Origin of the sequence: Neptuniibacter sp. QD37_11, from assembly GCF_047778105.1 — a bacterium.
Classification (GTDB): domain Bacteria; phylum Pseudomonadota; class Gammaproteobacteria; order Pseudomonadales; family Balneatricaceae; genus Neptuniibacter.
Genome location: NZ_CP180552.1, coordinates 2,149,510 through 2,174,239 on the forward strand (window position 1 = coordinate 2,149,510; position 24,730 = coordinate 2,174,239).

27 protein-coding genes are annotated in these 24,730 nt (G+C 43.3%); 16 read left to right on the forward strand and 11 right to left on the reverse strand.

Annotated features, from left to right (window positions below):
* The 11 genes from ACMXYT_RS09800 (at position 1) to ACMXYT_RS09850 (ending at position 8,071) form a co-directional block, all read left to right on the forward strand.
* On the forward strand, positions 1–582 hold the full coding sequence (locus tag ACMXYT_RS09800) for a sarcosine oxidase subunit gamma family protein (RefSeq protein ID WP_415898517.1): 582 nt from the start codon (positions 1–3) through the stop codon (positions 580–582).
* A gap of 29 nt (positions 583–611) precedes the next feature.
* A complete protein-coding gene (locus ACMXYT_RS09805) occupies positions 612–1,550 on the forward strand; it encodes a homoserine kinase (RefSeq protein ID WP_415898518.1) in 939 nt (312 codons plus the stop codon).
* Positions 1,551–1,858: 308 nt separating this feature from the next.
* Positions 1,859–2,137 (forward strand): hypothetical protein, encoded by a 279-nt coding sequence (locus ACMXYT_RS09810; protein WP_415891735.1) that lies wholly within the window; start codon positions 1,859–1,861, stop codon positions 2,135–2,137.
* Between the two features lie 158 nt (positions 2,138–2,295).
* Positions 2,296–2,943, forward strand: coding sequence for a TatD family nuclease-associated radical SAM protein (locus ACMXYT_RS09815; protein ID WP_415898519.1), 648 nt, complete (start codon positions 2,296–2,298; stop codon positions 2,941–2,943).
* A 405-nt stretch (positions 2,944–3,348) separates the two neighbouring features.
* A complete protein-coding gene (locus ACMXYT_RS09820) occupies positions 3,349–3,744 on the forward strand; it encodes a hypothetical protein (RefSeq protein WP_415898520.1) in 396 nt (131 codons plus the stop codon).
* An 85-nt stretch (positions 3,745–3,829) separates the two neighbouring features.
* Positions 3,830–4,081: a hypothetical protein gene (locus ACMXYT_RS09825; protein WP_415898521.1), complete on the forward strand. Its 252-nt coding sequence runs from the start codon at positions 3,830–3,832 to the stop codon at positions 4,079–4,081.
* 436 nt (positions 4,082–4,517) lie between these two features.
* Positions 4,518–5,141 (forward strand): LysE family translocator, encoded by a 624-nt coding sequence (locus ACMXYT_RS09830; RefSeq protein WP_415911377.1) that lies wholly within the window; start codon positions 4,518–4,520, stop codon positions 5,139–5,141.
* Positions 5,142–5,335: 194 nt separating this feature from the next.
* A complete protein-coding gene (locus tag ACMXYT_RS09835; protein WP_415911378.1) occupies positions 5,336–6,277 on the forward strand; it encodes a GTP-binding protein in 942 nt (313 codons plus the stop codon).
* Between the two features lie 127 nt (positions 6,278–6,404).
* Positions 6,405–6,977: an O-methyltransferase gene (locus ACMXYT_RS09840; protein WP_415898524.1), complete on the forward strand. Its 573-nt coding sequence runs from the start codon at positions 6,405–6,407 to the stop codon at positions 6,975–6,977.
* 34 nt (positions 6,978–7,011) lie between these two features.
* Complete coding sequence (locus ACMXYT_RS09845) at positions 7,012–7,350, forward strand: hypothetical protein (RefSeq protein ID WP_415898525.1); 339 nt, start codon at positions 7,012–7,014, stop codon at positions 7,348–7,350.
* Positions 7,351–7,534: 184 nt separating this feature from the next.
* Positions 7,535–8,071 (forward strand): porin family protein, encoded by a 537-nt coding sequence (locus ACMXYT_RS09850; RefSeq protein ID WP_415898526.1) that lies wholly within the window; start codon positions 7,535–7,537, stop codon positions 8,069–8,071.
* 121 nt (positions 8,072–8,192) lie between these two features.
* Here ACMXYT_RS09850 and ACMXYT_RS09855 read toward each other — a convergent pair whose 3' ends face one another.
* Positions 8,193–8,612 carry a hypothetical protein gene (locus ACMXYT_RS09855; protein WP_415911379.1) on the reverse strand — a complete coding sequence of 140 codons (420 nt, stop codon included), beginning with the start codon at positions 8,610–8,612 and terminating at the stop codon, positions 8,193–8,195.
* 247 nt (positions 8,613–8,859) lie between these two features.
* On the opposite strand from ACMXYT_RS09855, the gene ACMXYT_RS09860 reads away from it, so the two are divergent.
* Positions 8,860–9,762 carry a LysR family transcriptional regulator gene (locus ACMXYT_RS09860; protein WP_415911380.1) on the forward strand — a complete coding sequence of 301 codons (903 nt, stop codon included), beginning with the start codon at positions 8,860–8,862 and terminating at the stop codon, positions 9,760–9,762.
* 37 nt (positions 9,763–9,799) lie between these two features.
* Positions 9,800–10,246, forward strand: coding sequence for a hypothetical protein (locus ACMXYT_RS09865; protein ID WP_415911381.1), 447 nt, complete (start codon positions 9,800–9,802; stop codon positions 10,244–10,246).
* 58 nt (positions 10,247–10,304) lie between these two features.
* Here ACMXYT_RS09865 and ACMXYT_RS09870 read toward each other — a convergent pair whose 3' ends face one another.
* A complete protein-coding gene (locus ACMXYT_RS09870; RefSeq protein WP_415911382.1) occupies positions 10,305–11,900 on the reverse strand; it encodes a methyl-accepting chemotaxis protein in 1,596 nt (531 codons plus the stop codon).
* 247 nt (positions 11,901–12,147) lie between these two features.
* Entirely contained in the window at positions 12,148–15,021 is a 2,874-nt protein-coding gene (rapA, locus tag ACMXYT_RS09875; RefSeq protein WP_415911383.1) for an RNA polymerase-associated protein RapA, read from the reverse strand.
* Positions 15,022–15,169: 148 nt separating this feature from the next.
* On the opposite strand from rapA, the gene ACMXYT_RS09880 reads away from it, so the two are divergent.
* Entirely contained in the window at positions 15,170–15,661 is a 492-nt protein-coding gene (locus ACMXYT_RS09880; RefSeq protein WP_415911384.1) for an NlpC/P60 family protein, read from the forward strand.
* A gap of 3 nt (positions 15,662–15,664) precedes the next feature.
* On the opposite strand, the gene ACMXYT_RS09885 is transcribed toward ACMXYT_RS09880, so the two are convergent.
* Positions 15,665–16,294 carry a glycine-rich domain-containing protein gene (locus tag ACMXYT_RS09885; RefSeq protein ID WP_415911385.1) on the reverse strand — a complete coding sequence of 210 codons (630 nt, stop codon included), beginning with the start codon at positions 16,292–16,294 and terminating at the stop codon, positions 15,665–15,667.
* A gap of 197 nt (positions 16,295–16,491) precedes the next feature.
* Here ACMXYT_RS09885 and ACMXYT_RS09890 point away from each other — a divergent pair, with 197 nt between their 5' ends.
* On the forward strand, positions 16,492–16,695 hold the full coding sequence (locus ACMXYT_RS09890; RefSeq protein WP_415894066.1) for a hypothetical protein: 204 nt from the start codon (positions 16,492–16,494) through the stop codon (positions 16,693–16,695).
* 23 nt (positions 16,696–16,718) lie between these two features.
* Here ACMXYT_RS09890 and lhgO read toward each other — a convergent pair whose 3' ends face one another.
* The 3 genes from lhgO to ACMXYT_RS09905 form a co-directional block, all read right to left on the reverse strand.
* Positions 16,719–17,915 carry an L-2-hydroxyglutarate oxidase gene (gene lhgO / locus ACMXYT_RS09895; protein WP_415912199.1) on the reverse strand — a complete coding sequence of 399 codons (1,197 nt, stop codon included), beginning with the start codon at positions 17,913–17,915 and terminating at the stop codon, positions 16,719–16,721.
* A 59-nt stretch (positions 17,916–17,974) separates the two neighbouring features.
* Positions 17,975–20,113 carry a TRAP transporter permease gene (locus tag ACMXYT_RS09900; protein ID WP_415898531.1) on the reverse strand — a complete coding sequence of 713 codons (2,139 nt, stop codon included), beginning with the start codon at positions 20,111–20,113 and terminating at the stop codon, positions 17,975–17,977.
* Between the two features lie 206 nt (positions 20,114–20,319).
* A complete protein-coding gene (locus ACMXYT_RS09905; RefSeq protein WP_415901401.1) occupies positions 20,320–21,348 on the reverse strand; it encodes a TAXI family TRAP transporter solute-binding subunit in 1,029 nt (342 codons plus the stop codon).
* Positions 21,349–21,857: 509 nt separating this feature from the next.
* Between ACMXYT_RS09905 and ACMXYT_RS09910 the strand changes: the two genes are divergently transcribed.
* Entirely contained in the window at positions 21,858–22,505 is a 648-nt protein-coding gene (locus ACMXYT_RS09910) for a hypothetical protein (RefSeq protein ID WP_415911386.1), read from the forward strand.
* A gap of 54 nt (positions 22,506–22,559) precedes the next feature.
* On the opposite strand, the gene ACMXYT_RS09915 is transcribed toward ACMXYT_RS09910, so the two are convergent.
* The 4 genes from ACMXYT_RS09915 to ACMXYT_RS09930 form a co-directional block, all read right to left on the reverse strand.
* Positions 22,560–22,955: a hypothetical protein gene (locus ACMXYT_RS09915; RefSeq protein ID WP_415898534.1), complete on the reverse strand. Its 396-nt coding sequence runs from the start codon at positions 22,953–22,955 to the stop codon at positions 22,560–22,562.
* 160 nt (positions 22,956–23,115) lie between these two features.
* A complete protein-coding gene (locus tag ACMXYT_RS09920) occupies positions 23,116–23,664 on the reverse strand; it encodes a hypothetical protein (protein WP_415898535.1) in 549 nt (182 codons plus the stop codon).
* Positions 23,665–23,768: 104 nt separating this feature from the next.
* Entirely contained in the window at positions 23,769–24,104 is a 336-nt protein-coding gene (locus tag ACMXYT_RS09925; RefSeq protein WP_415898536.1) for a DUF4144 family protein, read from the reverse strand.
* A gap of 1 nt (position 24,105) precedes the next feature.
* Entirely contained in the window at positions 24,106–24,621 is a 516-nt protein-coding gene (locus tag ACMXYT_RS09930) for a shikimate kinase (RefSeq protein ID WP_415898537.1), read from the reverse strand.
* Between the last annotated feature and the right edge of the window lie 109 nt (positions 24,622–24,730).

Sequence of the window (24,730 nt, forward strand, 5' to 3'; positions counted from 1 at the left end):
ATGCAAAACAATACTAACAAAGCCACCCAAGGCGGCACGCTGGTTCATTTGAACATCCAAGCAGCGATAGACAACGACAGCCGAATTAATAGCATTATTGTGCGGGAGCGCCCTTTTATTGGTGATCTTGCACTGGATACCGAGCCTGACCAAGATCTGCTTATCGCTGTGGGTGAAGTGATGGGTGTTGCTCAACCGCTAACGGTTAATCGCATATCTTGCATGGGCCGTTTAGCGATTCTGTGGATCAACGAGAACCGTTGGTTGGTTCTTCCGCCAACCGGTGCGCATGAATCTGTATTCCAAGCACTGCGCGAAACCTTTGGCGAAGATCTTAAACTAGAAACCTCCGAAGACGGCTCAAAAGCGTATCTAAATAAAGCAGCGATTCATTACCTGCTAAGTAGCTCTAATACCCAGCAGTTTTCATGCTTACCTGTTACTGATGTTGAGCTAGCTGAAGGTATCAACATTATGTCTCTGCACGACACTAAGGATTACGACATCCTAGTGCGTAAGAGCTGTGCAGAAAGCCTATGGCAGTGGCTACAAAAGAACACTGAATCACCAAAAAATCACTAACAGATACACCAGTAGGACAAAGACCGATAATGTCAGTTTACACCGCAGTTAGCTTTTCAGAACTTAAAACTTACCTTCAGAACTACGCTGTTGGTGAGTTACAAAGCTATAAAGGCATTAGCGCAGGCGTTGAGAACAGCAATTTTTTTGTCGATACCGATCAAGGCCGCTTTGTCCTAACACTGGTTGAATCTGTACCTAAAGAGAAACTGCCCTTTATTCTGGGTCTAGTGGATCATCTAGCGATTAACGAGCTTGCCTGCGCTCAGCCTATTCATCTAAATAACGGTGATCTATTTGGTATGCTAAACGGCAAACCCGCCGTATTAATGAACTGTTTAGAAGGCGCTCCGCTAGAACAACCGACGCTTTCACAAGCGAGAACTATTGGCAGCACCCTCGCTCAGTTCCACCAGCTCTCGTCACAATTAGAACTCGATGAGTACAGCCATATTCCGCAGTGGTGCAACGAGCTAGCGTCTCGTGTGTTACCTAAGCTAGATAAAGAGCAGCAAACACTATTACAAAACAGCTTGATGGAAACCGGTGATATCGACTGGACGACATTACCTTCTGGTCCTGTACACGCAGACCTGTTCCCAGACAACGCTATGTTTGATGGCGAGCGTTTATCGGGGCTAATCGATTTCTATCACGCGTGCTCTACACCATATCTATACGATCTAAGCGTTACCCTTAACGCGTGGTGCTTTGACGAAACCAATAATCAGTTTGATATCCAGAAAGCGCAGCAGATGCTGCAGATGTATCAGGAGATCCGCCCTTTAGATCCGATGGAGATCGATCTGTTACCGGCAATGATGAAAACCGCAGCGCTGCGCTTCTGGTTATCCCGCCTTCGCGACATCCATTTCCCTACAGCTGGGGAAGATGTCACACAAAAGAATCCGCAAGGAAAACAGGCGCTTTTAGAACGCCTAAAAAGCGACTTTCCAGTTATTCTTTAATCGTCTAAAAAATTAATTTTTATAGCTCCCTATTCTGGTTCATTCGCACCAAAATAGGGCTGCTGTTCTGCACCACGCCGCTAGCCCTTTAAATACGGCAAATCCTTAGTTGAATCAAACTCATCTTTCGCAGCTGCAACATGAATTTCAATACTTGAATGAATATTCATTGTGAATTTTTATCCTCCTAATGTATTAGAGAAACTTAAATTCCTCTCCTAAACTCTTATTTACCGGTTTGGAGAGAGACCGGTAGAGACTCCGATAGACATAAAAAAATAGCCTGTTAAAGGCAGAGGAAGAGAGAAATGTTGACCTACGAAGAATGCCTGGAACTAAGTGACCTAACTGCAGACGAAGTTGATGCCATTGCAGAACACGAACACATGGACCCAATGATCGCCATGGCTCTCGGTCACTACATGATTACCCATGACGGCGAACAGAAAATTAAACGAATTATTATGGATGACATCGCCAAAGCACAGCGTGATCACAATTATGGTCACGCAGAAATGCTGCAAAAAGTACTCAACCACTTTATAGCGACTCACCCAGAACACGGCGCCCAGCAAGCAGCCGCGTAAAACGCACCAAATTCATAGCGAAACCTTCCCCTTCGATACCGGTTATAGGGTGCATTTGCACCCTAACCGGATCACTTTTGATAAGCATCAACGCCCCTGTTAACTCGCCCTGCTAAAGTAGATTTCTATCTATAAATATCGCTGATAAGCAGTAAGCTATGACACAAAAACGCCCCAACCCTGCAAAACGCTCTACCCCATGCGAACACCAAGACAGCTACGTTTATCAGATCCGCAATAGCCTCTACATCAACTTAACCGACCGTTGCACTCTCGCCTGCCAATTCTGCCCAAAACATAACGGCTCAACCGAAGTCAAAGGTCACGAACTCTATCTAAGCAAACGCCCAGAAGCAGACACAATCATCCCCTTAATCGGAAACCCAACCGATTACGATGAAATCGTATTTTGTGGCTATGGCGAACCCACACTTCGCCTAAAAGCTCTGTTGAAAATCGCTACTTGGGTAAAAGAAAACGGCGGTAAAACCCGTATAAACACCGATGGCCTCGGCAACCTCTTCCATAAACGCGACATAGTGCCCGAATTGGCAGAATGCATAGACGCTCTATCGATCTCGCTGAATGCTCAAAACGAAGAGGTCTACCAACAACATTGCCAACCAGCCCTGCCCGACTCTTACAAAGCAGTAGAAGCCTTTATCAAACGTGCCAGCGAACTGATTGATGATGTACAGGTATCGGCAATTAATGGGTTAGAGGGTGTTGATATTGTTCAGTGCCGGGAGATTGTTGAGGGGTTGGGTGCGGAGTTTAAGCAGAGAGAGTTGGATGTTGTTGGTTAAGAGCAGGACGCAACTTCGTTGCTAGAGGACGGCTGCTCCTAGAGAACGCTACGCTTTTAGGACGCCACTTCGTGGCTAGAGATAAAGATTACAACCAATACTTTCCTGTACTTTTCATATTCCCTTATCTCTGCCAGTATGGGGGCAACTAAGGAAATAGGTTAACCCACCTTAATGGACTATTGAGCATGATTCGTATAAATGGTCATTTTCCAGTTTTGATTTAGAAACACGACACTTTGTCGCTTTTCTACAACTTCTCATTTTCATAAATCCTGATTAATACATTTAATTTCAATGGGTTAAAGACTATTACCAATTTTTAAAAATTTGGGGATATACAACAAAGTGTCACCTTTCCGCAAACCACTTGTCGTATATTTAGCTGTTATGTGAACTAAAGATATGGAAGCACAGATAGCAAAATGGATTTCACACATCGTAGGAGGGTCTTATATCGTGATGGCCCTTGTAGTTTTGGTGTTTATTTCACTACCAGAGATATTGTCAGGTGAGATCCTATCAAATCCGTTTCTCTTGAAAGCAGTAGGAATTGCATTTGTTTACATATTCTCTATCTACTTAGTGGCTACATTACCTAAGAAATCAGTCAAAAGAAGGGCTTGCTCGTGGCTGTTTTCAATATTTTTTCACGGAGCATTGCTGCTTTATCTTGGAGTGTGGGCTACATGGGGAGTGAGCATATTGTTAGCTGGTTTTGCGGAATTGATAATATTGGTGCTTAGCGTAATTGGTTTGTCCATCCTCATACGAAGTAGCTTTAAACATGAAAGCACATAACAAAAACATCAAAAGTTGCCCTTTGGGCTTGGACCACAGCTGCGCTGCGGCCGTTTATGTTGGGCGTTATGAGTCTTGAGAGATTATGAGCGAAGAATCCAAATTACTCGATAGAGTCAGATATGTAATCCTTAAAGCTCCGAATAGGTTTCCATCTGATACTGGTATGACTTTAGAAAAAGCTTTTAATGAAATGGAACTATTTGTTGGTAAACTAAATCTTGGTCCTGAATTTATTGATTCCCTTAATAAAGCTTTATGGTCTTACCAAAATGGAGAACAAAAGTTAGCTATCAGCGCTCTACAAGAAATTGAGGCTAAGCTAGCTAAAAGGTAGAAATGTCAGCATAGGTATGATCTTCATTGGGATTACCAATCTTCCAAAGCTGAAGAGGTCTTAGATGAAAATTATGATTTTCTCAAAGGCTACATTAGCGGTTGCTTTGATGCTTTAGCAGATGGAAAAGCGGAAATTATTTGCTTATCCGCAAATACAGGGACATTTCGCAATCTAAGGTCGGAAAACGCAGAAAAGCTAAAGCAGCTATTAGAGAACGTTTTATATCCTCTAGTTAAGGCGCGGTACAAGAAAATAGTAAGAGATGAAAATTTACCTCATATCACGTATCAGGGTAATTTAATTAAAGGGGGCAGAGCCCTTTATCTCCGACAATTCTAGCTATAGCTTCTAACTGGCATTAACTGTTAAATTGGCAACTAAACTCGCCCTATTCACCAGAACACTCTATACCGTAAGTGAAAGAGGATGCCTTATGGAGCTCAGTACTTGGATTGCATTTATCTCGATAGCATTGGTGGCAACGATCACTCCAGGGCCTGCAATTTTATTAGTGCTGTCCCACTCCCTCCGAGCTGGTTGGAAGTCTTCCCTATATACAATTTTAGGGAATATAACTGGGCTATTTGTGATGTCATCATGTTCTGTTTTAGGCCTAAGCGCATTAGTCCTCAGTTCATCAACAGCGTTTATGATCATCAAATTTCTCGGCGCGATATATCTTGTATACCTCGGTATAAAGATCTGGCTTTCAAATGTATCTTTAAGGACTTCAGACCTTAGTGAGGACTCTAAACACAGCAAGCATAGCTATTTTCTTCAGGGAGTTCTGGTCGCACTAACCAACCCTAAAGCAATCGTATTTACAACGGCGTTGTTCCCCCAATTTATTACGATTGAGGCTGATCTACTCCCGCAGTTTTCATTATTAGTCAGTACATTCTTATGCTGTTCCGCTACTTGCCTTATAAGCTATAGCTACTGGGGGTCAAGGCTTTTAAAGCGTTCTAAATCTCTTTCCGATTCACACTGGATACCACGAACAATTGGTAGTACCTTCGTCGGTGCAGGTATAGCATTAGCAGTATCAAGCCGGTAATAATGACTAAGATCATTTCTGAATAGGACTTCCTTTTCCGAAACAGTATTAATCTTATTTTCAGTTAGCATTGCCAAGAAAAAAACGTCTATGCTTGTTATTATCAATATCATGATTTTCAAACACTAAGACCAAACTCTTTTTCCAAGTTCCTTGATCTTATAAGTACCAGCCTAAGAAGGGGTGTTCCCTATATGAGGGACAAAAAGATTATTTTCTTTGGTGCCGTCGGTGCCGGTAAGACAACAGCAATAAACACCATAAGCGAAGGCAAATGTATTAACACTGAAGCAAATGCTTCTGATAGCACATCAGTACAAAAAAAAACCACTACTGTAGCGATGGACTACGGTTATGTTACCTCATCTACCAATCAACGCATTCATTGTTACGGAACGCCAGGGCAAGAACGCTTCCAATTTATGTGGGAGATAATAACTTCCAACTTGGCATCAGATTATTCAGGCGAAATTTTATTCCTCGATAACAACCGTAAATATCCTCAACACGACCTTCACTTTTACACCAAAAAGTTTCGCCATCTTATAGATGATAAACCTTTGATTATTGCGGTAACTAAGTCTGACATAAAACCAAATCCATCAATCTCTGAATATAGAGGTTGGCTGCATGAGCTTGGTATTCAAGCACCCATTTATTTTATTGATGCCCGAAAAAAAGAAGATATTCTGTTTTTGTTAGAGGAACTACTCCCTGATCAAGCTCAAGCAATGAATGAGATGAATAGCGTTTCTGTAATTGAAGATGAGTTAAACCTAGACGAAGTTATCCAATACTCTGAACATAAAGTTGATTTCTCAGATAAAGTACTGAACAAAATTTCACATCTAGAAGGTGTGGTAGGCATTGCATTGATAACCCTGGAGGGTAAGTTAGGTCATTCAACCCTAGATACGGAATTCCTTATCGAGTTATTAGAATTTTTAACCTCTTCACCACCGATTTTAGAAGATCCAAATAAAAATGAGCATGTAGTAAGCATTGAACTAGCGTCAGAAGAAAATTATCACTTTGTAATCAATTTTTTCGACGATATTGTATTAGCTGCTCTCTGCAAAAAACACCTTACAACTGCAGCTCTAAAACAACAGATAGAAAACATAATACAGTGGTAAAGGCTGATATATTAAGCGTTAAATCACAACATAAAATTTCTATTCGCTTCACTGCAGTTATTTGTATTAATGTTCGTACAAAGTTAAAAAGGGCTTAATGAGACAATAATGACAAGGAATACTAAAGATGGATCTTGAAATACTTTTAAACGACCTTGAACAAATAGGGCTCAAACACGATAAAGTCCAATCAGAGCGGTCTAAAAAGTATCTCAATATCACAAGAGATACGGGTGAATTTCTAGCTGTTTTAATCAAAGCAACTAATGCCAAAACCGTACTTGAGATCGGTACGTCTAATGGCTATTCAACACTTTGGTTAGCCTCTTCCCTTCCAGATGAAGGCCATGTTTTTACTATTGAAAATAACAGCTGCAAGATCGATGAAGCCTCAGAAAACTTCCGTCAGGCTCAGCTAAATTCAAAGATTACCCAACTCGATGGTGACGTTGTAGATCTATTGCCTAAGCTTCCTCAAAACATCGACTTTATTTTCCTCGATGCTGATAGAAGCCAATACCTTTCAATAGCAGAACAACTTTTCAGCCTTTTGAGAGAAGGCGGATTACTTGTTTGTGACAATGCAGTTTCTCATAAAGAGGAGCTAGAAGGGTTTAATGCTTGGATCGCCAACCAATCAAATTTGAGTACCTCTTTAGTCCCTGTTGGGAAAGGTGAATTGCTTGTTTATAAAGCCTGATCAACCAGATCGCTAAGCTGAATTATCCGGCCGTATGAAACCAACAAAAGGTACAATTACTATTTTGGTTCCGGCTGCTCTATCTATCAGCCTATTTAGCTTTATGCTTTTTTTCAGAGCATTTGTTTACGCAGATATGTATATTGCGCCAAACGATCCTTACGGCATATCCGATACAATCGAACTATTGTTGGGTTTTTTGTTTCTCCTTTTATCAATATTCTCTGGCGTCGTAGCCTTGGTACTTTTATTAAAAGGCGTAAAGCAATCCAAACTGGCAGCTTGCGGATTGATTGGGCTGCATCTCGTTTTGTATTCAACTTACGGTTTTCTTCATTCTAAAGCAGCTCTGCTTAGTTCATATCCGCAATGAATCTGCACACTATTTACACAACCAGTTTAAATAAAACTGTACTTTAAGCCAGTCGTTTAAAAGGACTTCTCCCTATTAATTACAGTATTAACGATTTCCTATAGTAACTTAATTTACAGATCTGTATCTTACGCCCCCAAATGCATTAACACCCTTACAAACAACTATTTAAGGAACAAATGTTGTGAAAAAGACACTACTAGCTACAGCGCTTATCTCTGGAATTTTCTCACAAGCTGCAATGGCAGATTCTAATTTCTATCTAGGTGGTGGCGTAGGTAAAACTAGCGTTGATTACGTAGAAGTTACTGGCGCAACAGTTACTGACGATTCAGACACTAGCTGGAAAATTTTTGGCGGATACAACTTCAACAAAAATTTTGCAGTTGAATTTGCTTATCAAGATTTAGGTGAAAACTCAGCTGATGTGCTTAACGTACCGGTTAAGATTGATGGCGATGCATACTCAGTAGCGCTATTAGGCAAACTACCAGTGGGTGAAAAAGCAGAAGTTTTTGCAAAACTAGGTTATGCACACATTGATGCCGATGCGGATATTAATAACCTAGCATCGGTATCAGAAGATGACTCTGATGTTCTTTACGGTCTAGGTGCTAATTACTCAGTAACGGAGAAAGTAGATCTTCGTTTAGAGTGGGAACGCATGGATTTTGCTGACGAAGTCGACACTGTATCCCTGGGTGTAATCTACAATTTCTAATACCTAGATAGTTCTTCGTAGATTAACAGCCTAGCCTAAAAATGCCACCGATCAGGTGGCATTTTATTTAATCGAATCAGATACATACTCTAAAATCTCAACGATGTAGCACTATCTTCATCTATTCGTTAACTGATGACTCACCATGCATCGGTAACACAACGCACAACACACCTAAGAAGATATAATCCAGCATCTGGTTTACAGCGGACCATTCTTGCAAAATGTAATGCCCCACCAGCAAGCTCAGCATAAATCCAAACCAACCGTACATGGTGTAAGCTTTGAGTCTAGGCACCAACAAGGCTAAACCTAAGCCCACTTCGATATACTGAATACAGCTTAGATACATATCGATCAGGATTGCAGGCAGTTGAATGCGCAGATCCCCTTGGAATAAGCCTGAGTAGTAATTTACAAAGCCACCGTCGCTAAAAAACTTACTTGTGCCAGCCGTTACCAAGATAATGGCCATGGTAATGCGGACTATGCGCTCAGCATCTTTCAATCTTATCGGATTGATCAGAATCTCTTTGGACATGTTTATTCTCGTTTAAATTGATAAGCAAAGATGAGAAGTTACCCACCTTAAATTTCATCAGATTTCAGCCGGTCCTAGCTTTGCTGTTTTGGTTTTACTATTCCGTTAGCGATTGTGTCCTCATAAGTACAACAAATCGAAAGAGCTGAACTGTTAGGTTAGAAGTATGCTTACAATATAATGTATTTACTATACATTTAATTATTGATAGATTGTTTCGCTTTCATTAACAATCGAGATAAGCCTCATGGATCGTATTACCTGTATGCAGGTATTCACTGTAGTGGTCAAAGAGAAAGGCTTTTCAGCTGCAGCACGAAAACTTGGTATTTCTAAAGTGCAGGTAAGCAATTACATTGCGCAACTAGAAACTGAACTCGGGGTTAGATTATTAAACCGCACTACCCGACAGGTAAGCCTAACGACAACAGGCTTTGCCTACCTTGAGCCCTGCAACAATTTGCTAGAAGGCTTTAACAACCTCCATCATTCTGTAAAAGAGTTGCATCAAACACCTCAAGGGCAGCTTAAGATTACAGCGCCTAGTACGTTTGCAGAAATTCACTTAACGCCTGTATTGACTATCTTTAAAGAAAAGTACCCCGAAGTGCAGATAGACCTGCAGCTTAATGATCGTTATGTGGATTTGATTGATGAAGGCTACGACTTAGCAATCAGGATTGGTAAACCTCAAGATTCCTCTCTAATCGCAAAACCAATCGGCACTATCCATAGCTATCTGTGTGCTAGCCCCGATTACTTAAAACAGCATTCCGAGATCAAAACATTAAGCGATCTACACAACCATCAGTTAATAGCAGACACAAATTATCGTTCGGGCAAGGTTTGGCAATTTAGGCATAAAGAAGATGGGCAATGCCAATCGGTCGAGGTAAATGCGGGGCTCAATATCAACAGCGCTCAAGCAGTTAGAGCCTTGGTATTAAACGGTCAAGGAATCAGCTTGTGTCCTGATTTTGCGGTTAAGTCCCATATCGAAACGGGAGCTATCAAACACCTCTTACCCGAATGGCAGGCCCCGACGATGGAGATTTCAGCCATCTATCCGAGTAGGCAGCACGTCTCTGCCAAAGTCCGCTTGTTCATTGATGAGTTTTCCTCGTACTACCAAGCGCAAACAAAACTATAGCCATTCCTTAACGACATCACGTAGCAAGATTTTGATTATGAAACTGCTAGCTATCTTAATTACATTTTTACTTTCAGTGATCTCAACCGTTATCCATGCTGAAGATATTATGAGCCAAGAAGATGAGGCAAAAACAAAGCGCTATTTGGAGATGATTTCGGTTTATCTCAATATAGAAACACTACCGATAGTCATAACTGCATGCGGGAATTTAGACACTGAACTTGGAAAGGTTTTAGCAACCGAACTCAATCAGTATAAACACAAGCACAGCTCCACTTACGAAGAGATAAAATCAATCATCGCAGCCCCTGAAAATGTTGACTGGCTGACAGATGAAACACGAGAGAACGCTAAGAGTTTTGATCAATTTCTAGCTCAACAGAAGAAAGAAATGACCGAAGAATATCTGGTAAGAGAGATTCCAGATAAACGAGAGTTTAAGTTTTTATGTAATCTGATACCTGCTGCATTTGAGTTGTAAGGAAACAAAAATGCCACCTAATTAGGTGGCATTTTTGGGTTTAACTAACCTAGTCAGATCAAAGCTGGAACTTCATCACCAACTGGTTAAGTTCGTGCGCTTCCCTACGAATCTGATCGGTTGCTTCTACTACTCGATCTGTATCACGCTTAGTTTGGCCTGCAATATCAGAAATATTTACCACACGATGATCTATATCCGACGCTACAGAAGATTGCTGTTCTGCCGCTGTCGAAATCATTGTGTTCATGGAAGAGATTGTGTTCGCAGAGGAGATAATCTGCTCAAGTACCGCTGCAGCGGAGTTGGCAAGTTCGCTACTACGATCTGCAAGATCCGTACTCACACCCATAGAAGACACAGCAGATTCTGCTTTGCTCTGAAGGCGTTCGATAATCTGTTGGATCTCTTGTGTAGATTGCTGCGTGCGCTGCGCTAGAGTACGTACTTCATCAGCAACAACCGCAAATCCACGGCCCTGGTCGCCGGCACGTGCTGCCTCAATTGCCGCATTCAATGCCAATAGGTTTGTTTGCTCCGCAATATCGTTGATTACAGAAGTCACATTACCCACCGCAAGTGTTTCGGCCTCAAGCTCTTTAATAGCCGATGCTGTTTTATTCAACATCGTTAACATCTCTTGTGCTTGATTGCCGGATTGACCAACCACTTCACCACCACTCTTGGCGTGAGTATCTGTCTCTTGTGCAGCTTGCTCTGCTTCTACCGCGTTGTTCGCAACTTCCTGCACTGTTGCACTCATCTCGGTCATCGCTGCTGCAACCAACTCGATATCTTCGTATTGTCGGCTTACACCATTGCTCGCATCTGAAGTTGCTTCAACAACGTTAGTCACGTGACGCTCAGTATTGCGCGCAACGGTTTGAACCGTTTTTAGTAGATCGCCCACATGGTTCAACATGTTGTTGTAAGCGTTGAACATCTGCCCAATCTCATTATCAGTATGAGAAATTTCGAAACGATGAGAGAAGTTACCCTGACCGACTTCGGTCATACGCGCATTAAGGCGAGTGATATTGTTCATCAACATACTCAAACCAAACACTCGACCAAACACAACCAACAATAAAATGCCTACTACGCAGACAAACGCAATCAGCAGCTGATTCATACTTGTCGCACTAGCTTGCTTGGTGAGCATGCCTACAGCTTTATTCATCTCTTTTAGAATAACCGGTGACTGCTTGGTGATTTCAGCAAGTGTGGTATCACTTGGCTGATTTACATGACTGTTGATCAGTGCTTTATAACTGCCCCACAGGCTTTCAACGTGCTGCATCTGCTTAACGATTGCTGGATCAGTGATCGGATTCATACCCAATGCTTTATCACCCATCATGATCGTTTTATGTGAAGACTCAAACAGCTCCATCGTTTTACGCAGCGTTGTTTGCTGCTCAACATTTGCAGCAACCAATAGGGCTTCTTTTGCGATCTTCTGGCTCAACATACGCTGACGCCCCGCCATATCAATGGTTTGCGGGTTGATCGACATGCTGAAGTAAAGACTAATTCCTGAAGACGCGGCCAGTATAAATACTAACGCGTACGACAAAGTGAATTGGCTATTAAGTGTTTTAAAGCCACAGGCTCTTAAAACTGTATCTATTAAATTAGCTAGAGACCGGAACATGCCCCCTCCTTGGCTAGTGGAGAAATAAAATTAAAAAGCTTGGAAAAAGCTAAGGCCTGAGAAATAAACAAACCGAACTCCCGCCCTAGCTTCCCTAGTTTAGATTCGCCATTGTATGCAATGGTGTACGGCATTTACTTGTTTAAGATCAAGTAATTGTGGGAACGTGCGTTGTAGATGTAAAAAAGCCCCAAAACATGACTGCTTTAGGGCTTTTTAAGAGAATGCTAAAACGAGCTTCTAGCGATCACTCATGTGTCACTACTGCGATACGAATTGAGTCCATCTTCAATGAAGCACCATCAACAGCAGCTAGCAGGTCTTCTTCACGAATGGTCAGCGCTTCTAGCTCTTCATCACGGATATTTGGATTCACCTTAGCTAAGGCTTTTAAACGATCCAATTCAGTTCCCATTTGCTCAGCAATCGATGCTTTTGCTTGTGCTAACAGATCCACTTCTGTTTGCTCAACCTGCGCTTCCAACTTAGTCACAAGTTCAGTGATCTCATCACGAGTGTGTTTTACTAAATTGTAAGCAACGTTCTTACCTACACGTTTACCCAAAGTAGCGAAGTGCTGTTCGGTAATAACACCCGTTAAATCGTTGCCATTGCTATCGATCACTCGACGAACACAAGCATCTGGAAGGTAACGCTGCAGTTGCAGAGAGCGATCGGAAATAGAATGGATGCGGAAAACGGCTTCAATCAGCAAACTACCCGCTTTCAGTGGTAACAGCTTCATTGTACATAGCGTTGAGCTACCGTAGCTCCCCTCTAGCATCATCTCCATACCGCCAGACACCATTGGGTGCTCCCAGCTAAGGAAATGCATATCTTCACGAGACAGTGCTTCGTTACGCTGGAAGGTAGCGGTCATGCCATCACTAGGTAAACCTGGGAAATGGCTATTCAGCATATGATCACCCGGATGAAGGATCACACCATTGATGCCTGTCGTTTCTTGCTCTACACCAAAGTGATCAAAGATACGGCCCATAAAGGAAGCTAACTTGCCTGGCTGGCTATCTTCTTCAACCGCATCTAACAGTTCTTCGGCCATATCAGCGTTGCAGGAGTTAAGCTCTAGCAAACGATCACGGCCTTCCTGCAATTCAGCTAACAACGCGGCTTGTGTTTGAGCCGTTTCATCGATGAGCGAATCTACAGCAGTTTGATCTAGCGGGTTTTCCATGCACTCATGTAACTGCGCGGCATATTGCTGCAACAAAGACTGACCCGTTGGGCAAACCTGCTCAAACGCACCTAGACCTTCCGCATACCAACGTAGCAACACCGATTGCGCGCTACCAGCGAAATAAGGCACATGGATATTTACATCTTGAAGCTGACCGATACGGTCAAGACGACCAATACGCTGCTCAAGAAGGTCAGGGTTCATTGGTAGATCAAACATCACCATGTGGTGTGCAAACTGGAAGTTACGACCTTCACTGCCGATCTCAGAGCAGATCAGTAACTGAGCGCCCTGCTCAGAATCGGCGAAGTAAGCCGCAGCGCGGTCACGCTCAACAAGGCTCATGCCTTCGTGGAACAGTGCTGTACGCTTACCTTCGAATAGGCGTAGCTGTTTCTCTAGAGTAATAGCTGTTTGCGCGTGCGCACAAATCACTAGAACCTTTTCACCTTTGTAATCTTCCAACCATTTGATCAACCAGTCAGCTCGGTTATCTTCCAACAACCAAGCTGAACCTTCACCATTACCGATTAAAGATTCTGGGTGTAGCTGACGCTCCATTGGAGCATCAGAAATCACTTCTTTATACGCATCCGGTAACGGTAGTTCGTAGCTGTGAAGCTTACGTTCTGGGAAGCCTTGTACACTTTCACGGGTGTTACGGAAAAGTACTCGGCCTGTACCGTGCTGATCTAACAGAGTACGTACGGTTTTCTCAATTAACTGTTCACGCTCTTCAGAATCATCATCTTTATGAACTTCCAGATGATCGGCCATCTCATCGCCGAGATACTGATGTAATAACGCAGTAAAGGCTTCATCTTGTAACGCTTCATCCCAACCTTCAGGATTTTGAAGCGTTTCGATCAGCTGGTTAACGCATTTGAAAGCTTGCTCTTCTTCAATGAACTTTTGCAGATCGTAATAACGATCTGGATCCAGCAAGCGTAAACGAGCAAAGTGGCTCTCGATACCCAGCTGCTCTGGCGTTGCAGTCAAAAGCAGTAGGCCTTTTACATGCTGAGCAAGACTCTCAATGCAGGTATAAGCATGGCTCGCGCCCTCTTCGCTCCAACCTAGGTGGTGAGCTTCGTCCACCACCATAAGATCCCAACCCGCTTCTACAGCTTGTTCAAGGTGCTTCTCATGCTGGGTAAACAATGACAACGGGCTTAATACCAATTGAGCCGACTCGAATGGATTACCTTCACTTTCAGCGCAACGGCCTTCATCCATAATAGAGAAATGCAGGTTGAAGCGACGCAACATCTCCACCAGCCACTGGTGAATCAAGCTATCAGGCACAACCACCAGCACTCGACTCGCTAGACCAGATACAAGCTGTTGATGAAGAATCAAACCCGCCTCAATGGTTTTACCTAAACCTACTTCGTCGGCTAGCAATACGCGTGGTGCAGTTCGCTTACCCACTTCAGAAGCGATATAGAACTGGTGTGGCAAATACTGAACACGAGGACCGATCAAACCATATGCGGCAGAGTTCTGATGCTGATGCTGTAGTTTTAAAGTTTCTTGACGAAGTTCGTAGTGACGAAGCTTATCGATCTGGCCTGCAAACAAACGTTCATAAGGTTTGCTGAAATGAACTGCACTTTCTAAAGACGCTTCATGAATAATCTGTTCGTTACCTTCGGCATCATCACCAAAATAGATAACACAGCCTTTGCTTTCTTGATGCTCAGTAACAGTGATCGACAGACCTTCATCGTCGGAAATCTGGTCGCCAATAGGGTAAACAATGCGGCTTAATGGAGCATTGCTTTGCGCGTAGGTACGCTCTTCACCAATGGCAGGGAAAAAAATCGTTACACTGCGATTAACCAATTCAGTGACTACACCTAAACCTAACTCAGCTTCTGTATAGCTGTACCAACGTTGGCCGACCTGAAAATCTTCTGTCATGAACTCTTCGCTTACTAAGGGCTGGAAAAATAGCTGGGCATAATAGGCAGTTACAGCCCGAAAGCCAAACGGTTTTAAGCTTTTGTAAATTTTAGTTGGCGTTATACTGTTCGCAACCCTGATCTATGCGAAAAGAAGGTGAAATTTGATGAAATTTTATACTCCTATCGTTCTTATACTAACCGGTGTTGTTTTAAGCGGTTGCTCAAGTACGTTAAAACAATCGTCTGCTCCAACTGTATCTATGCAGGCACAATCACCTGTGAGCCAGGCTTTACTCGATCAATATAAAAGTTGGGCAGGAACACCCTACCGTCTTGGTGGGAACAATAGATCAGGTATCGATTGTTCCGCATTTACCCAAGTTACTTTCCGAGATCAGTTTGGTGTAGATATTCCACGCACGACGCGCGATCAACTGGGCAGTGGTTCCAACATCGCTAAAGGTCAGCTGAAGGCGGGAGATTTGGTTTTCTTCCAGACAGGTTATAAACAGAGGCATGTTGGGATCTATGTACAAGAAGGGCAATTTCTACATGCCTCTACCAGTAAAGGGGTGATCATCAGTCGATTAGATAACCCCTATTGGCAGAAGCACTATTGGACTGCGCGAAGACCTAAAGGCATTGAAGTGTGGTAGCGGTTAATCTCCGCCGCAACCTCCCCCGCAGCCGGAGTCACCACCAGAACTGCAGCCGCCACCTCCGCAGCCGATATGGCTAGCACAGTAGCCATCGTTTTCACGACCTTTACAATTTAACTGGTAGGTGAAACCATCCTCAATTTTTAGTTCAGCATCAATCGCGAACAAAAGAGGTAAACGTGTCGGTACCTTAGGGTCAATCCCCTCGCGTAAACAAGAATATTTCCAAGCCCGTTTAATCCCTTCTTGCGCTTGGGTTGGCTTTTCCATCGCTTCTGCCGGTGTGTGATGTAGAAAACGCCCCAGCTCTTTAGAACAGAACAACTCATAATCACGGGTAAACAAAATAAACTCATGCCACACAACATCCACTGCCTGCGATGGCATAGCTATAGCTCTGTTTTTTGCAGCTAGGCAGATTAGAAAGAATACTCTTAGCCCTTCCATTACCTTGTCGCAATCAGCATCGGAAAGGTGTGGATAGCGCTTTCTTAGTTCTACTGTTAAGCGCTCAGGGAAGACATAACTCTCGATCAGTTCTCGGCGTTGCTTCTTGACCTTTCGTTGTCGCAATTGCCAATACAATATCAAGAGAAAAACAGAGATAAACGATAATGCTATAAAGCTCATTTCACATCCTTGCTTATTGGTTTACAGAAAAGACCAATTAACTGAAACACTAGCATGACACTCATCAAATAGTCGAAAAATCAGTAAATTAAGAATTTTTCTGATAACAAAACCTACAATTAGCGACTAGGCTGCATACAAAAATACAAGAACTATAACTACGGTGGGAAATACGGATGGATCATTGTAAGGATTGCATGAAAACTATCATTGCAACGGATGGCAACCCTAGCCAAGAGCAATTAGAGAAACTAGGTAAGCCAGATGCGAAAAAGTGGTGTGAGATCTGTAAGGATCTGATGATCGCTCACTATAAACTTCGTGAAGAGTGCGAAAACCAAGCTGAACACTTTGGCTACCGTCATCAGAAAAGTACGGGCTTCACACGCTTCGACGTATAAAGCCCGTTGTAGTCAAGAAAGCTTTATTTCTCTACTAACACGCTCACCTGCTCAACAATATGCTGACCAATCGGTATAGCAGAAGTTGCAGCTGGCGAAGGCGCGTTACATACCGCTAACGCCCTGCTCGTATTCATAAACAAGAAGTCATCGATAACATCCCCGTTTTTAGAGACAGCCTGAGCACGAATACCCGCTGGGTACTCTTTCATATCATCTAGCGTCAATGACGGGCAGTATTTTTGAACCAGCTTTAGATAACCCGGTTTTGAGATTGAGTTTTTCAACTCCGTCATACTTGCCTTGAAGTGCTTGAATAGCAGTTTGATCATCCCCGGGTAGGTCAGCATCTGGAAGCTATCTTTCAAACTGATATCGGTCTTTTTGTAGCCTTCACGTTTGAACGCTAACACGGCGTTAGGGCCAACGGTTACCGTACCATCGATCATACGGGTCAGATGTACGCCCAAGAACGGCAGGTCAGGATCTGGAATCGGGTAGATTAGATGATTAACAATCTGATTGTGTTGCTCATCTAACAGATAATATTCACCACGGAATGGAATGATACGGAAGTCAGGTTCTAACCCCATCATCTCAACAATACGATCTGACTGAAGCCCCGAACAGCTCACTAAAAATCGTCCTTGGAAACGCTCATTTTCAGCAAAAACAGTCACGCGATCCGCGAACTCTTCAATATCTGTTACGCGAGTATTAAAACGAACTTCACCACCTGCCTGCTCAACCAGTTCACCCATCTTACTGGAGATCTGTGTGTAACAGACAATACCTGTAGAAGGCACAAAGATGGCGCCTACACCAGTAATATTAGGTTCACGCTCGCGCAGTTGCGCTTGGTCTAACACCTCAATCTCGATGCCATTTTCAGCACAACGACCAACAAGGGCCTGCATTCGCTCAAGCTCTTTCTGGTTGGTCGCAACTAAAAGCTTACCGCACTCATCAAACGGAATATCGTGTTCACGACAAAACGCTTTAGTAGCTACGTTACCTTCTTTACAGAAACGTGCTTTCAAGCTGCCCGGCTTGTAATAAACACCGGCGTGAATCACACCCGAATTATGACCCGTTTGATGCTGAGCCGCGCTGCACTCTTTTTCTATCACCAAGACCGATTTGCCCGGATACTTTTTCTGTAATTGCCACGCAGTCGACATCCCTAGAATGCCGCCACCAATGACAATGAAATCATATATTTTTTTATCTGAAGTCAGGCTCACACCTAATATCCTTAAGTCAGTACTCGAAGGTAGTGCTAAGCAGCACTACCTTCTGAATCAGCAAAACGACGGCTATACATAAAGATCACAGCGAACAGTGCCGCAGCAACCAGATTGATCAGCACTTCACCGTGCGGCCAAAGCAGAGCAACTGCCAGAGCGCCACAGATTATACGCAGAACAATATTCAACTTCCCTTCTAAATAGCCTTCCATAAAGCCAACAAAGGCATACAAACCAAAGACAGCAAAGATAAAGATGCTAAACACCTCCATCGCTGTACCACCAATAAAGTTAGTGTAAGCAAATAGGAGCGGCACGATATACAAGCCTTTCGCTACCTTCCATGCTGTAAAGCCTGTTGCCATTGGCGGTGTTTTTGCGATTGCAGCTGCAGCAAACGCCGTTAAGCAAACCGGTGGGGTTACGTTAGAGTCTTGTGACAACCAGAAGATAATCATGTGCGCAGACAATAGAATCATCGCCAACACTTCCGGTGCCATCGCCTGCTCTAGAAGCTGCCCTTTGAAATCAGCAGGTACTAGATCCAACAATGCCTTAGCGTCTACTTCGCTCATAGGGGCCGACAATAATGCGACCTTCTCCATATCCACCAGCATAAAGATGGTTTTAGCCGCCTCTGGTAATGTGCCTTCAACAATCATATCCAACAGTCGGCTTTCAGCCATCAAACCGTAAAGCGCTGGAGCAGAAAGCGTGGCCAATACGATATAAGCCGCAGTAACCGGTAAGCCCATACCTAAGATAAGCGATGCTAAAGCAACCAATACCAAGGTGATAAACAAGCTACCGCTCGCCCAATCCGTCACCATAAGTGAGAAGGTATTACCGATACCGGTCATCGCAACCACATTCACAACCAAGCCTACTGAGATCAGTAGCATAGCAGTGGTCGCCATGTTTTTAGAGCCTTGCGCTAAAGCATCCAAAATTGCTTTAGGCCCCATTGGATTCTTAGATAACCAAGATGAAACAATCACTGAGATAATCGACAAGCCTGCAGCATAGGTTGGCGTGAAGCCATAAATAAGCAGTGCGACTAGAACAACCAAAGGAAGCAGGAAGTGCCAACCTTCTTTAAATACTTCACCAATCGGGCGTGTATCTAACTCAACCGCATGAGCATGGCTACGTTTCGCTTCAACACGAACAAAGAAGCCCACGGATAGGAAGTACAACAACGCAGGAAGTGCAGCGATGGCAATGATATCCAGATAAGAGATCTGAGTGTAAGACGCCATGATAAACGCACCTGCCCCCATAACCGGTGGCATTAACTGCCCACCCGTGGATGCTGCGGCCTCAACCCCGGCTGAGAACCGTGCAGGGAAACCCGCCTTTCTCATAAGAGGGATAGTGATTACACCCGTAGATACGGTATTTGCTACAGAGGAGCCAGATACCGATCCCATTAGACCAGAACCCAATACTGCTACGAAACCAGGGCCACCAACAAATCGGCCGGCTGCACAGCGGGATAGATCAATAATAAAATCACCTGCACCGGACTTAACTAGGAAAGCCCCAAACAGGATAAACATAAACACATAGGTCCAGGAGATACGCGCGATCTGACCGAACATACCTTCTGAAGAGAAATAAGATCGATACAGTAGAGTCTCAAGGCTCAATCCGGCAAAACCGAAGATGCCATCGATATACTTACCCCACCAAAATACATAAGTCAGCGCGGCAAGAATTAAACAAGGGATAAACCACCCTGTTGTTCTACGCGCCATTTCTAAGGCAATAAAGATTGCGCACACAGAGAAGACCCAATCCCACTGGGCAAACTTCACACCTCGGTCATAAAGCGCATCTTCAAAACCGATAAGGTAAAGCGCACAGACAATAGCGGCGATGCCTAACAACACATCCAACACTAAACCAAGCTTCTGTTTAGCCTCGCTACCGCCTTTGAACATCGGCACCATCAAACCACACATCAGCGCAAAACCGCCAAAGTGGATGGCAGAGACATAAAGCTCTGACCAAGTACCCAGAGTATTGAAATAGATATGAGCTATGGCGAACATTACGCCAATCCAATAAACCGCTCGCCCTGTTAGCGACTGTTCTGGACGCTGTGCTAACTCTAGCCCTTTTAATTTTTCACTGACTTCCTGGTCGGTAACAGACGTTTCTGTAGCCATGCTTTCTGATCGCTCACGCTGATATTACGGCCAGCCGATTCCCTTCCGAGCTCGGATGACCATGATCGTAATATAGGAATTAGGGTGGTGCAGATCTCAGTCTCGCTGGTAACTGAGTCTGCACCGGGTCGAACCTAAAAGCTGGGAACTAAACTAAATGACCACGCCACCAACATTTAGTTCCTCTGAAGAATAGTCTCTTCAGCTTATTTCGCCATTAGGTGCGCAGGTATGTTGATACCTTTCTCTTTGTAGTAACGCGCTGCACCTGGGTGTAGTGGTACAGGAAGACCTGCGATCGCCTTTTCTAGTGCCATCGCCTTAGTCGCTTTATGGATACCATTTAGGAACGGTAGGTTTTCGTAAACAGTTTTAGTCAGCAGGTAAACATCTTCGTCGGATACATCGTCACGTACCGCTAGGAAGTTAGGCTGCGCCATTGTGTTGATCGCTTTAGTTTGACCTGGATAAGTGTTCGCTGGAATCTCATAACGAGTCCAAAGCTGGTAACCACCGTTCGCTTCTTTGATCTGCTCGTCAGTAAAGTTAAGAACAGTAATATCGCTACCTAGTGCAGCATACGCACGAGTAATCGCAGAGGTTGGAACACCTGATGGGATGTTCATGCCTTCGATTGTACCGTTCTGAAGAGCATCAGCAGATGCACCGTAACCCATGTGCGCTAGATTAAAGCCATCAACGTTTACATCTAGATTGCCAAGAATTGTTCGACCAGAACCTTCTGTACCGGAGTTCTTCTTACCAATTGAGAATTTTTTGCCTTCGAAAGCAGTAATATCAGAAATAGTACCTGTTTTAGCTAGGTCACTTTTAACCACAAACTGCTCAACGTTCTGCCATAGCATAGTTACAGAACGAAGGTTTTTGTTAGCGCCAGTCTCTTTTAAACGCCCTTCACCATTCCAAGCCCACGCGCCGTAAAGGCCTTGTAGGATCGCAAACTGAGCTTCGTTTTCGCCCAACAGTTTAACGTTCTCACCCGAACCTGCTGAGTTGATCGCAGACATAGAAATTTTGTGTTTTGGCTCTAGCTTAACTTTAGTTAGTGTCGCCAACGCTACACCTACTGGGTAGTAAGTACCGCCAGTAGACGCTGTAGCCAAAATGTAAGAGCGCTTGTCATCAGCCTGTGCTAGACCTGCAGCGCCCATAGCTGTACTCATTGCTAGGGCTACGCCCATACCTTTAATAAAAGTGCGTTTTGTTATTGTCATCCTCTTACCCTTCTCCAGTTTGAGGTTTTTTATAAAGTTTTGAGTTACACCCCTTCTGTATAGCAATGGCTATGCCAGAAAACAAAAATAACAATTAACCATTTAAAAACAGCCAGTTATAAACGCACCACAAAAACCCCTTATCCCAATAGGCAAAATATTGCTTATCCAAAATCAACTAATAAGCAAAATTACGCTCAAAAATTCGATTTAATCAGCAGTTCTCGATGAGAATTCAGAGATCAGTGGGCGAACCTGTTGATATCAAGAATGATTAAACGTCAGAAAGTATTTTTCGACCTCCAAGCAAGACTAAAGGCTAATAAGCATCTACCAGAAAAATTCAGCATCCGTAAAAGTAGGCAAAAAATTGCTTATTTAACGGGAGAATCGAATCTTAAGGCATATTCAATGCAGAAAAAGATCACTTTACCCATAGAGATAACGGAACTTATCAGGGAAATTGGTCTCTGTAATAAATTACCTAACTAGACGCTAAGGCAATACTGATGACCCTGACTACAGGCAGCATCGGCCAACATCAAACATCGGTTGGCACGACTCAGAATACCGCTGAAACAGCTTCGACAAGTAAATCGCCTACCGAACAAGAAAGTAGCACGGCCTCAACACAGCTAAGTAACCTTTCGGATCGGGCGCAGAAAATTCAAAAACTGAATGAAGAGTTTTTCAGCGGCGGCCCAAGAAGTGTCAAAATCACACCTGCGTTTATCCAACGCTTGAATGAATATGGTTTTCTAAACGACAGTGAAGCATCACGTTACCTAAGTAACCAGCAAAGCTTAGGTACTGCGCAGGACGACACTGTCGGTCAGTTAAGTGATTTTATTGATGAATTCAGCAGTAAACTGCGCCAAGAATCTAGCGAGAACAGCTTGGTAGCCACGCTGGAGAAAGCGAAGAAAGTCTTAGACAACCTTGGTAATACCAACAGTAATTCTGCACTGGATATTAAAACGACCTCCGCAGAACTTACCCAATACCTTAATTCTGATAACGCTAAAACACTCAGCGAAGAAGACAAAGACCATCTATCGCAGCTTCAAATGGTCTTGGGCATCGCCGATACGCTTCAACCAGACAACCTATCTCGATCAAAACTAAACGATTACGTCAGAATTCTTAATGGTTTCTAGCTAATTTTAGAATCAAACATGCAGATAGAAATAAGAGCAGCAATTGGGTTGCTCTTAATTCCAATATTCAGATTCGCTGCCTCGAACAAATATCCGCTTTGATCCACTCTCATCCCAGTAAAAAGTATAACCCTTCTCAAAATGCCACTCGCCAATTAGTTTCACTTCGGCACCTTCTTGAGTCCATTTCAAATCGGCTAACTGCAGCATCGGTAAAGGGATCTCACCTAAGTCATTATTATGCGGATCTACGATCTTTATAAACCCAGGTTTATCTGAAGACGATCCGGGCATCATCGGGGTAAAAGATCGATAAGTGTTGTAACTTACGATCGCAGTATATCGACCAGATGGATCTTGCTGGGTGTAATAGATAGTTCTTGATGTGAAGAAGAAAAAGCTGACCACCACAGCTGTTACGAGTAGCAATAAGGCAATTTTTGATTTCATAGTGGGTAAATCCGTTTTATCTTATCCATTGCCTTAATACAGCAAACCTTGATTAACAATCGCCTTAGCACCTTTACAAAAAACGGGCGACTGCTCAACACAGATCGCCCGTTCTTTTGATCTAGATAGATATTTACCAGCTAGTAAAATAGATGCTTATCTATTTTGCTGCAAATTGAGCTCTGCTAGGGATAGCAGCGAAATCGATCAGCTCTTTTTCCATATTAAAGCCATTGGCCTCAAACCAATCGATTAACTCTTTCTCACGGTTTTCGTTATAAAATCTGTGAGAGTACATCAGTACCACACTGTGACCATCCACAAGACTAGCACGAGCCATAATCCCTTCTGCTACCTCTTCACCAGACATTACACCCACTACAACGAACTTAGTTGAAGCGCCATCTTTAGCCGCTATCTTAATCGCTTTGACCAAACGGCCGTTCTGCGAATAGCCATCGCGTAAATCGTTAGCGAGCTCTTCAAGATCATCTTCGCTGCGTGTGCTAGAAGAGAAAATCACAGAAACCTTTTCGTTCCAGCTTTCTTTGTCTTTATCAGCACCTGTGAAGTACGAGTGTGTGAACTCTTCGCTGCTGTTATAAGCGTAAGATTTACCGTTTAGCTGAATTGGCTCAACTGCAAAAACTGAGGTACTCAGCATCATCGCTGCACAAAGAGAGACTGCACCTGTGATTCTTTTGATCATGTTCTTTCCTAACCGTTTTTATAATTTTTGGTTTATTACTTTCTTTTCGTCTCAAATAAGCAACAAACAGAATAATTCTACCCTGACCTGATTATTACTAGATGTCAGCTCTCTTCAAACTGGCCGACAGTAGTAATTCCTTCGGCAATTGAGCCAATAGAAAACTTAGATACGCAGCACTCACCGATTGAAGAGAAATGCGCTCTAATCAAATCCACCATTTCTTCCAGTTCAAAATGCTCTTCGACTGGCCTTGGCATGACAAGACGATCCTCTCTCTCCTCTAGAGAAAATAAGCCGCCATCCGAATCGATTAAACGGTCATCAGCATCATAAACAACGGCATGTAGGTCCTTATCATTTTCCCATTCAGATCCACTGGAGATATAAGTCAGTTCATTATCTCCCTGATACTTAATAATAGCTGGCCACTTAATCATGTTACCTCGCATGTTTCTCTATAAATGCCTTTAGTTCTGAGAGGCTACGGATCACAAAAAAAGTCTTATGCTGAGCCATACCTTCAACCTCCGCCATAAATTCATCGTTCCAAAACGAAGGCGACAGGCGCAACATTTTATAACTCTGTATACTGCCTTTCAGTACCGAACTTCCTTCTGGCCAACCTTCAGGCTTAATAAACATTCCTTTAAGCAACCGCTTAGTAACAAACCAATAACTCGTCGGATAAGGAAGGTCGATATAAACTAATGTATCGGCCGCATCTAAACGCTTCTTAAAAGCCCCCAAAGGGCCTAAGCCATCGATGATCCAACTCTCAGAAATCAATATATCTTCATGGGCTTTATCAAAGATTTCACGTGCGACAGGCTCGCCACTTTTCTGATAGAACAGTGAATCAAGTTGATGAAGTGGCAAACCGGTTACCTTTGCCAAGGTTTTGCTCAAGGTAGATTTTCCACTACCCGGCTTACCAAACACTGCGACTTTCCTCATAGGTGCTTCCTATTCGAATATCCCCAGAGGTAGAAACAATAAACCCACCGTCTAGGGTGGGTTTAATAAATTCAGCGCATTAAGCATCCCACCATTCCTAAGGAATGAT

What these genes read in the sequence shown, in the direction of transcription:
- ACMXYT_RS09810 (WP_415891735.1), top strand. Translation starts at nt 1,859, where the DNA reads ATGTTGACCTACGAAGAATGCCTGGAACTAAGTGACCTAACTGCAGAC.
- ACMXYT_RS09900 (WP_415898531.1), bottom strand. Translation starts at nt 20,113, where the DNA reads ATGGCTACAGAAACGTCTGTTACCGACCAGGAAGTCAGTGAAAAATTA.
- ACMXYT_RS09910 (WP_415911386.1), top strand. Translation starts at nt 21,858, where the DNA reads ATGACCCTGACTACAGGCAGCATCGGCCAACATCAAACATCGGTTGGC.
- ACMXYT_RS09890 (WP_415894066.1), top strand. Translation starts at nt 16,492, where the DNA reads ATGAAAACTATCATTGCAACGGATGGCAACCCTAGCCAAGAGCAATTA.
- ACMXYT_RS09830 (WP_415911377.1), top strand. Translation starts at nt 4,518, where the DNA reads ATGGAGCTCAGTACTTGGATTGCATTTATCTCGATAGCATTGGTGGCA.
- ACMXYT_RS09930 (WP_415898537.1), bottom strand. Translation starts at nt 24,621, where the DNA reads ATGAGGAAAGTCGCAGTGTTTGGTAAGCCGGGTAGTGGAAAATCTACC.
- ACMXYT_RS09905 (WP_415901401.1), bottom strand. Translation starts at nt 21,348, where the DNA reads ATGACAATAACAAAACGCACTTTTATTAAAGGTATGGGCGTAGCCCTA.
- ACMXYT_RS09800 (WP_415898517.1), top strand. Translation starts at nt 1, where the DNA reads ATGCAAAACAATACTAACAAAGCCACCCAAGGCGGCACGCTGGTTCAT.
- rapA (WP_415911383.1), bottom strand. Translation starts at nt 15,021, where the DNA reads ATGACAGAAGATTTTCAGGTCGGCCAACGTTGGTACAGCTATACAGAA.
- ACMXYT_RS09820 (WP_415898520.1), top strand. Translation starts at nt 3,349, where the DNA reads ATGGAAGCACAGATAGCAAAATGGATTTCACACATCGTAGGAGGGTCT.
- ACMXYT_RS09855 (WP_415911379.1), bottom strand. Translation starts at nt 8,612, where the DNA reads ATGTCCAAAGAGATTCTGATCAATCCGATAAGATTGAAAGATGCTGAG.
- ACMXYT_RS09925 (WP_415898536.1), bottom strand. Translation starts at nt 24,104, where the DNA reads ATGATTAAGTGGCCAGCTATTATTAAGTATCAGGGAGATAATGAACTG.
- ACMXYT_RS09880 (WP_415911384.1), top strand. Translation starts at nt 15,170, where the DNA reads ATGAAATTTTATACTCCTATCGTTCTTATACTAACCGGTGTTGTTTTA.
- ACMXYT_RS09815 (WP_415898519.1), top strand. Translation starts at nt 2,296, where the DNA reads ATGACACAAAAACGCCCCAACCCTGCAAAACGCTCTACCCCATGCGAA.
- ACMXYT_RS09805 (WP_415898518.1), top strand. Translation starts at nt 612, where the DNA reads ATGTCAGTTTACACCGCAGTTAGCTTTTCAGAACTTAAAACTTACCTT.
- ACMXYT_RS09845 (WP_415898525.1), top strand. Translation starts at nt 7,012, where the DNA reads ATGAAACCAACAAAAGGTACAATTACTATTTTGGTTCCGGCTGCTCTA.
- ACMXYT_RS09825 (WP_415898521.1), top strand. Translation starts at nt 3,830, where the DNA reads ATGAGCGAAGAATCCAAATTACTCGATAGAGTCAGATATGTAATCCTT.
- ACMXYT_RS09835 (WP_415911378.1), top strand. Translation starts at nt 5,336, where the DNA reads ATGAGGGACAAAAAGATTATTTTCTTTGGTGCCGTCGGTGCCGGTAAG.
- ACMXYT_RS09915 (WP_415898534.1), bottom strand. Translation starts at nt 22,955, where the DNA reads ATGAAATCAAAAATTGCCTTATTGCTACTCGTAACAGCTGTGGTGGTC.
- ACMXYT_RS09860 (WP_415911380.1), top strand. Translation starts at nt 8,860, where the DNA reads ATGGATCGTATTACCTGTATGCAGGTATTCACTGTAGTGGTCAAAGAG.
- ACMXYT_RS09920 (WP_415898535.1), bottom strand. Translation starts at nt 23,664, where the DNA reads ATGATCAAAAGAATCACAGGTGCAGTCTCTCTTTGTGCAGCGATGATG.
- ACMXYT_RS09885 (WP_415911385.1), bottom strand. Translation starts at nt 16,294, where the DNA reads ATGAGCTTTATAGCATTATCGTTTATCTCTGTTTTTCTCTTGATATTG.
- ACMXYT_RS09870 (WP_415911382.1), bottom strand. Translation starts at nt 11,900, where the DNA reads ATGTTCCGGTCTCTAGCTAATTTAATAGATACAGTTTTAAGAGCCTGT.
- ACMXYT_RS09840 (WP_415898524.1), top strand. Translation starts at nt 6,405, where the DNA reads ATGGATCTTGAAATACTTTTAAACGACCTTGAACAAATAGGGCTCAAA.
- ACMXYT_RS09865 (WP_415911381.1), top strand. Translation starts at nt 9,800, where the DNA reads ATGAAACTGCTAGCTATCTTAATTACATTTTTACTTTCAGTGATCTCA.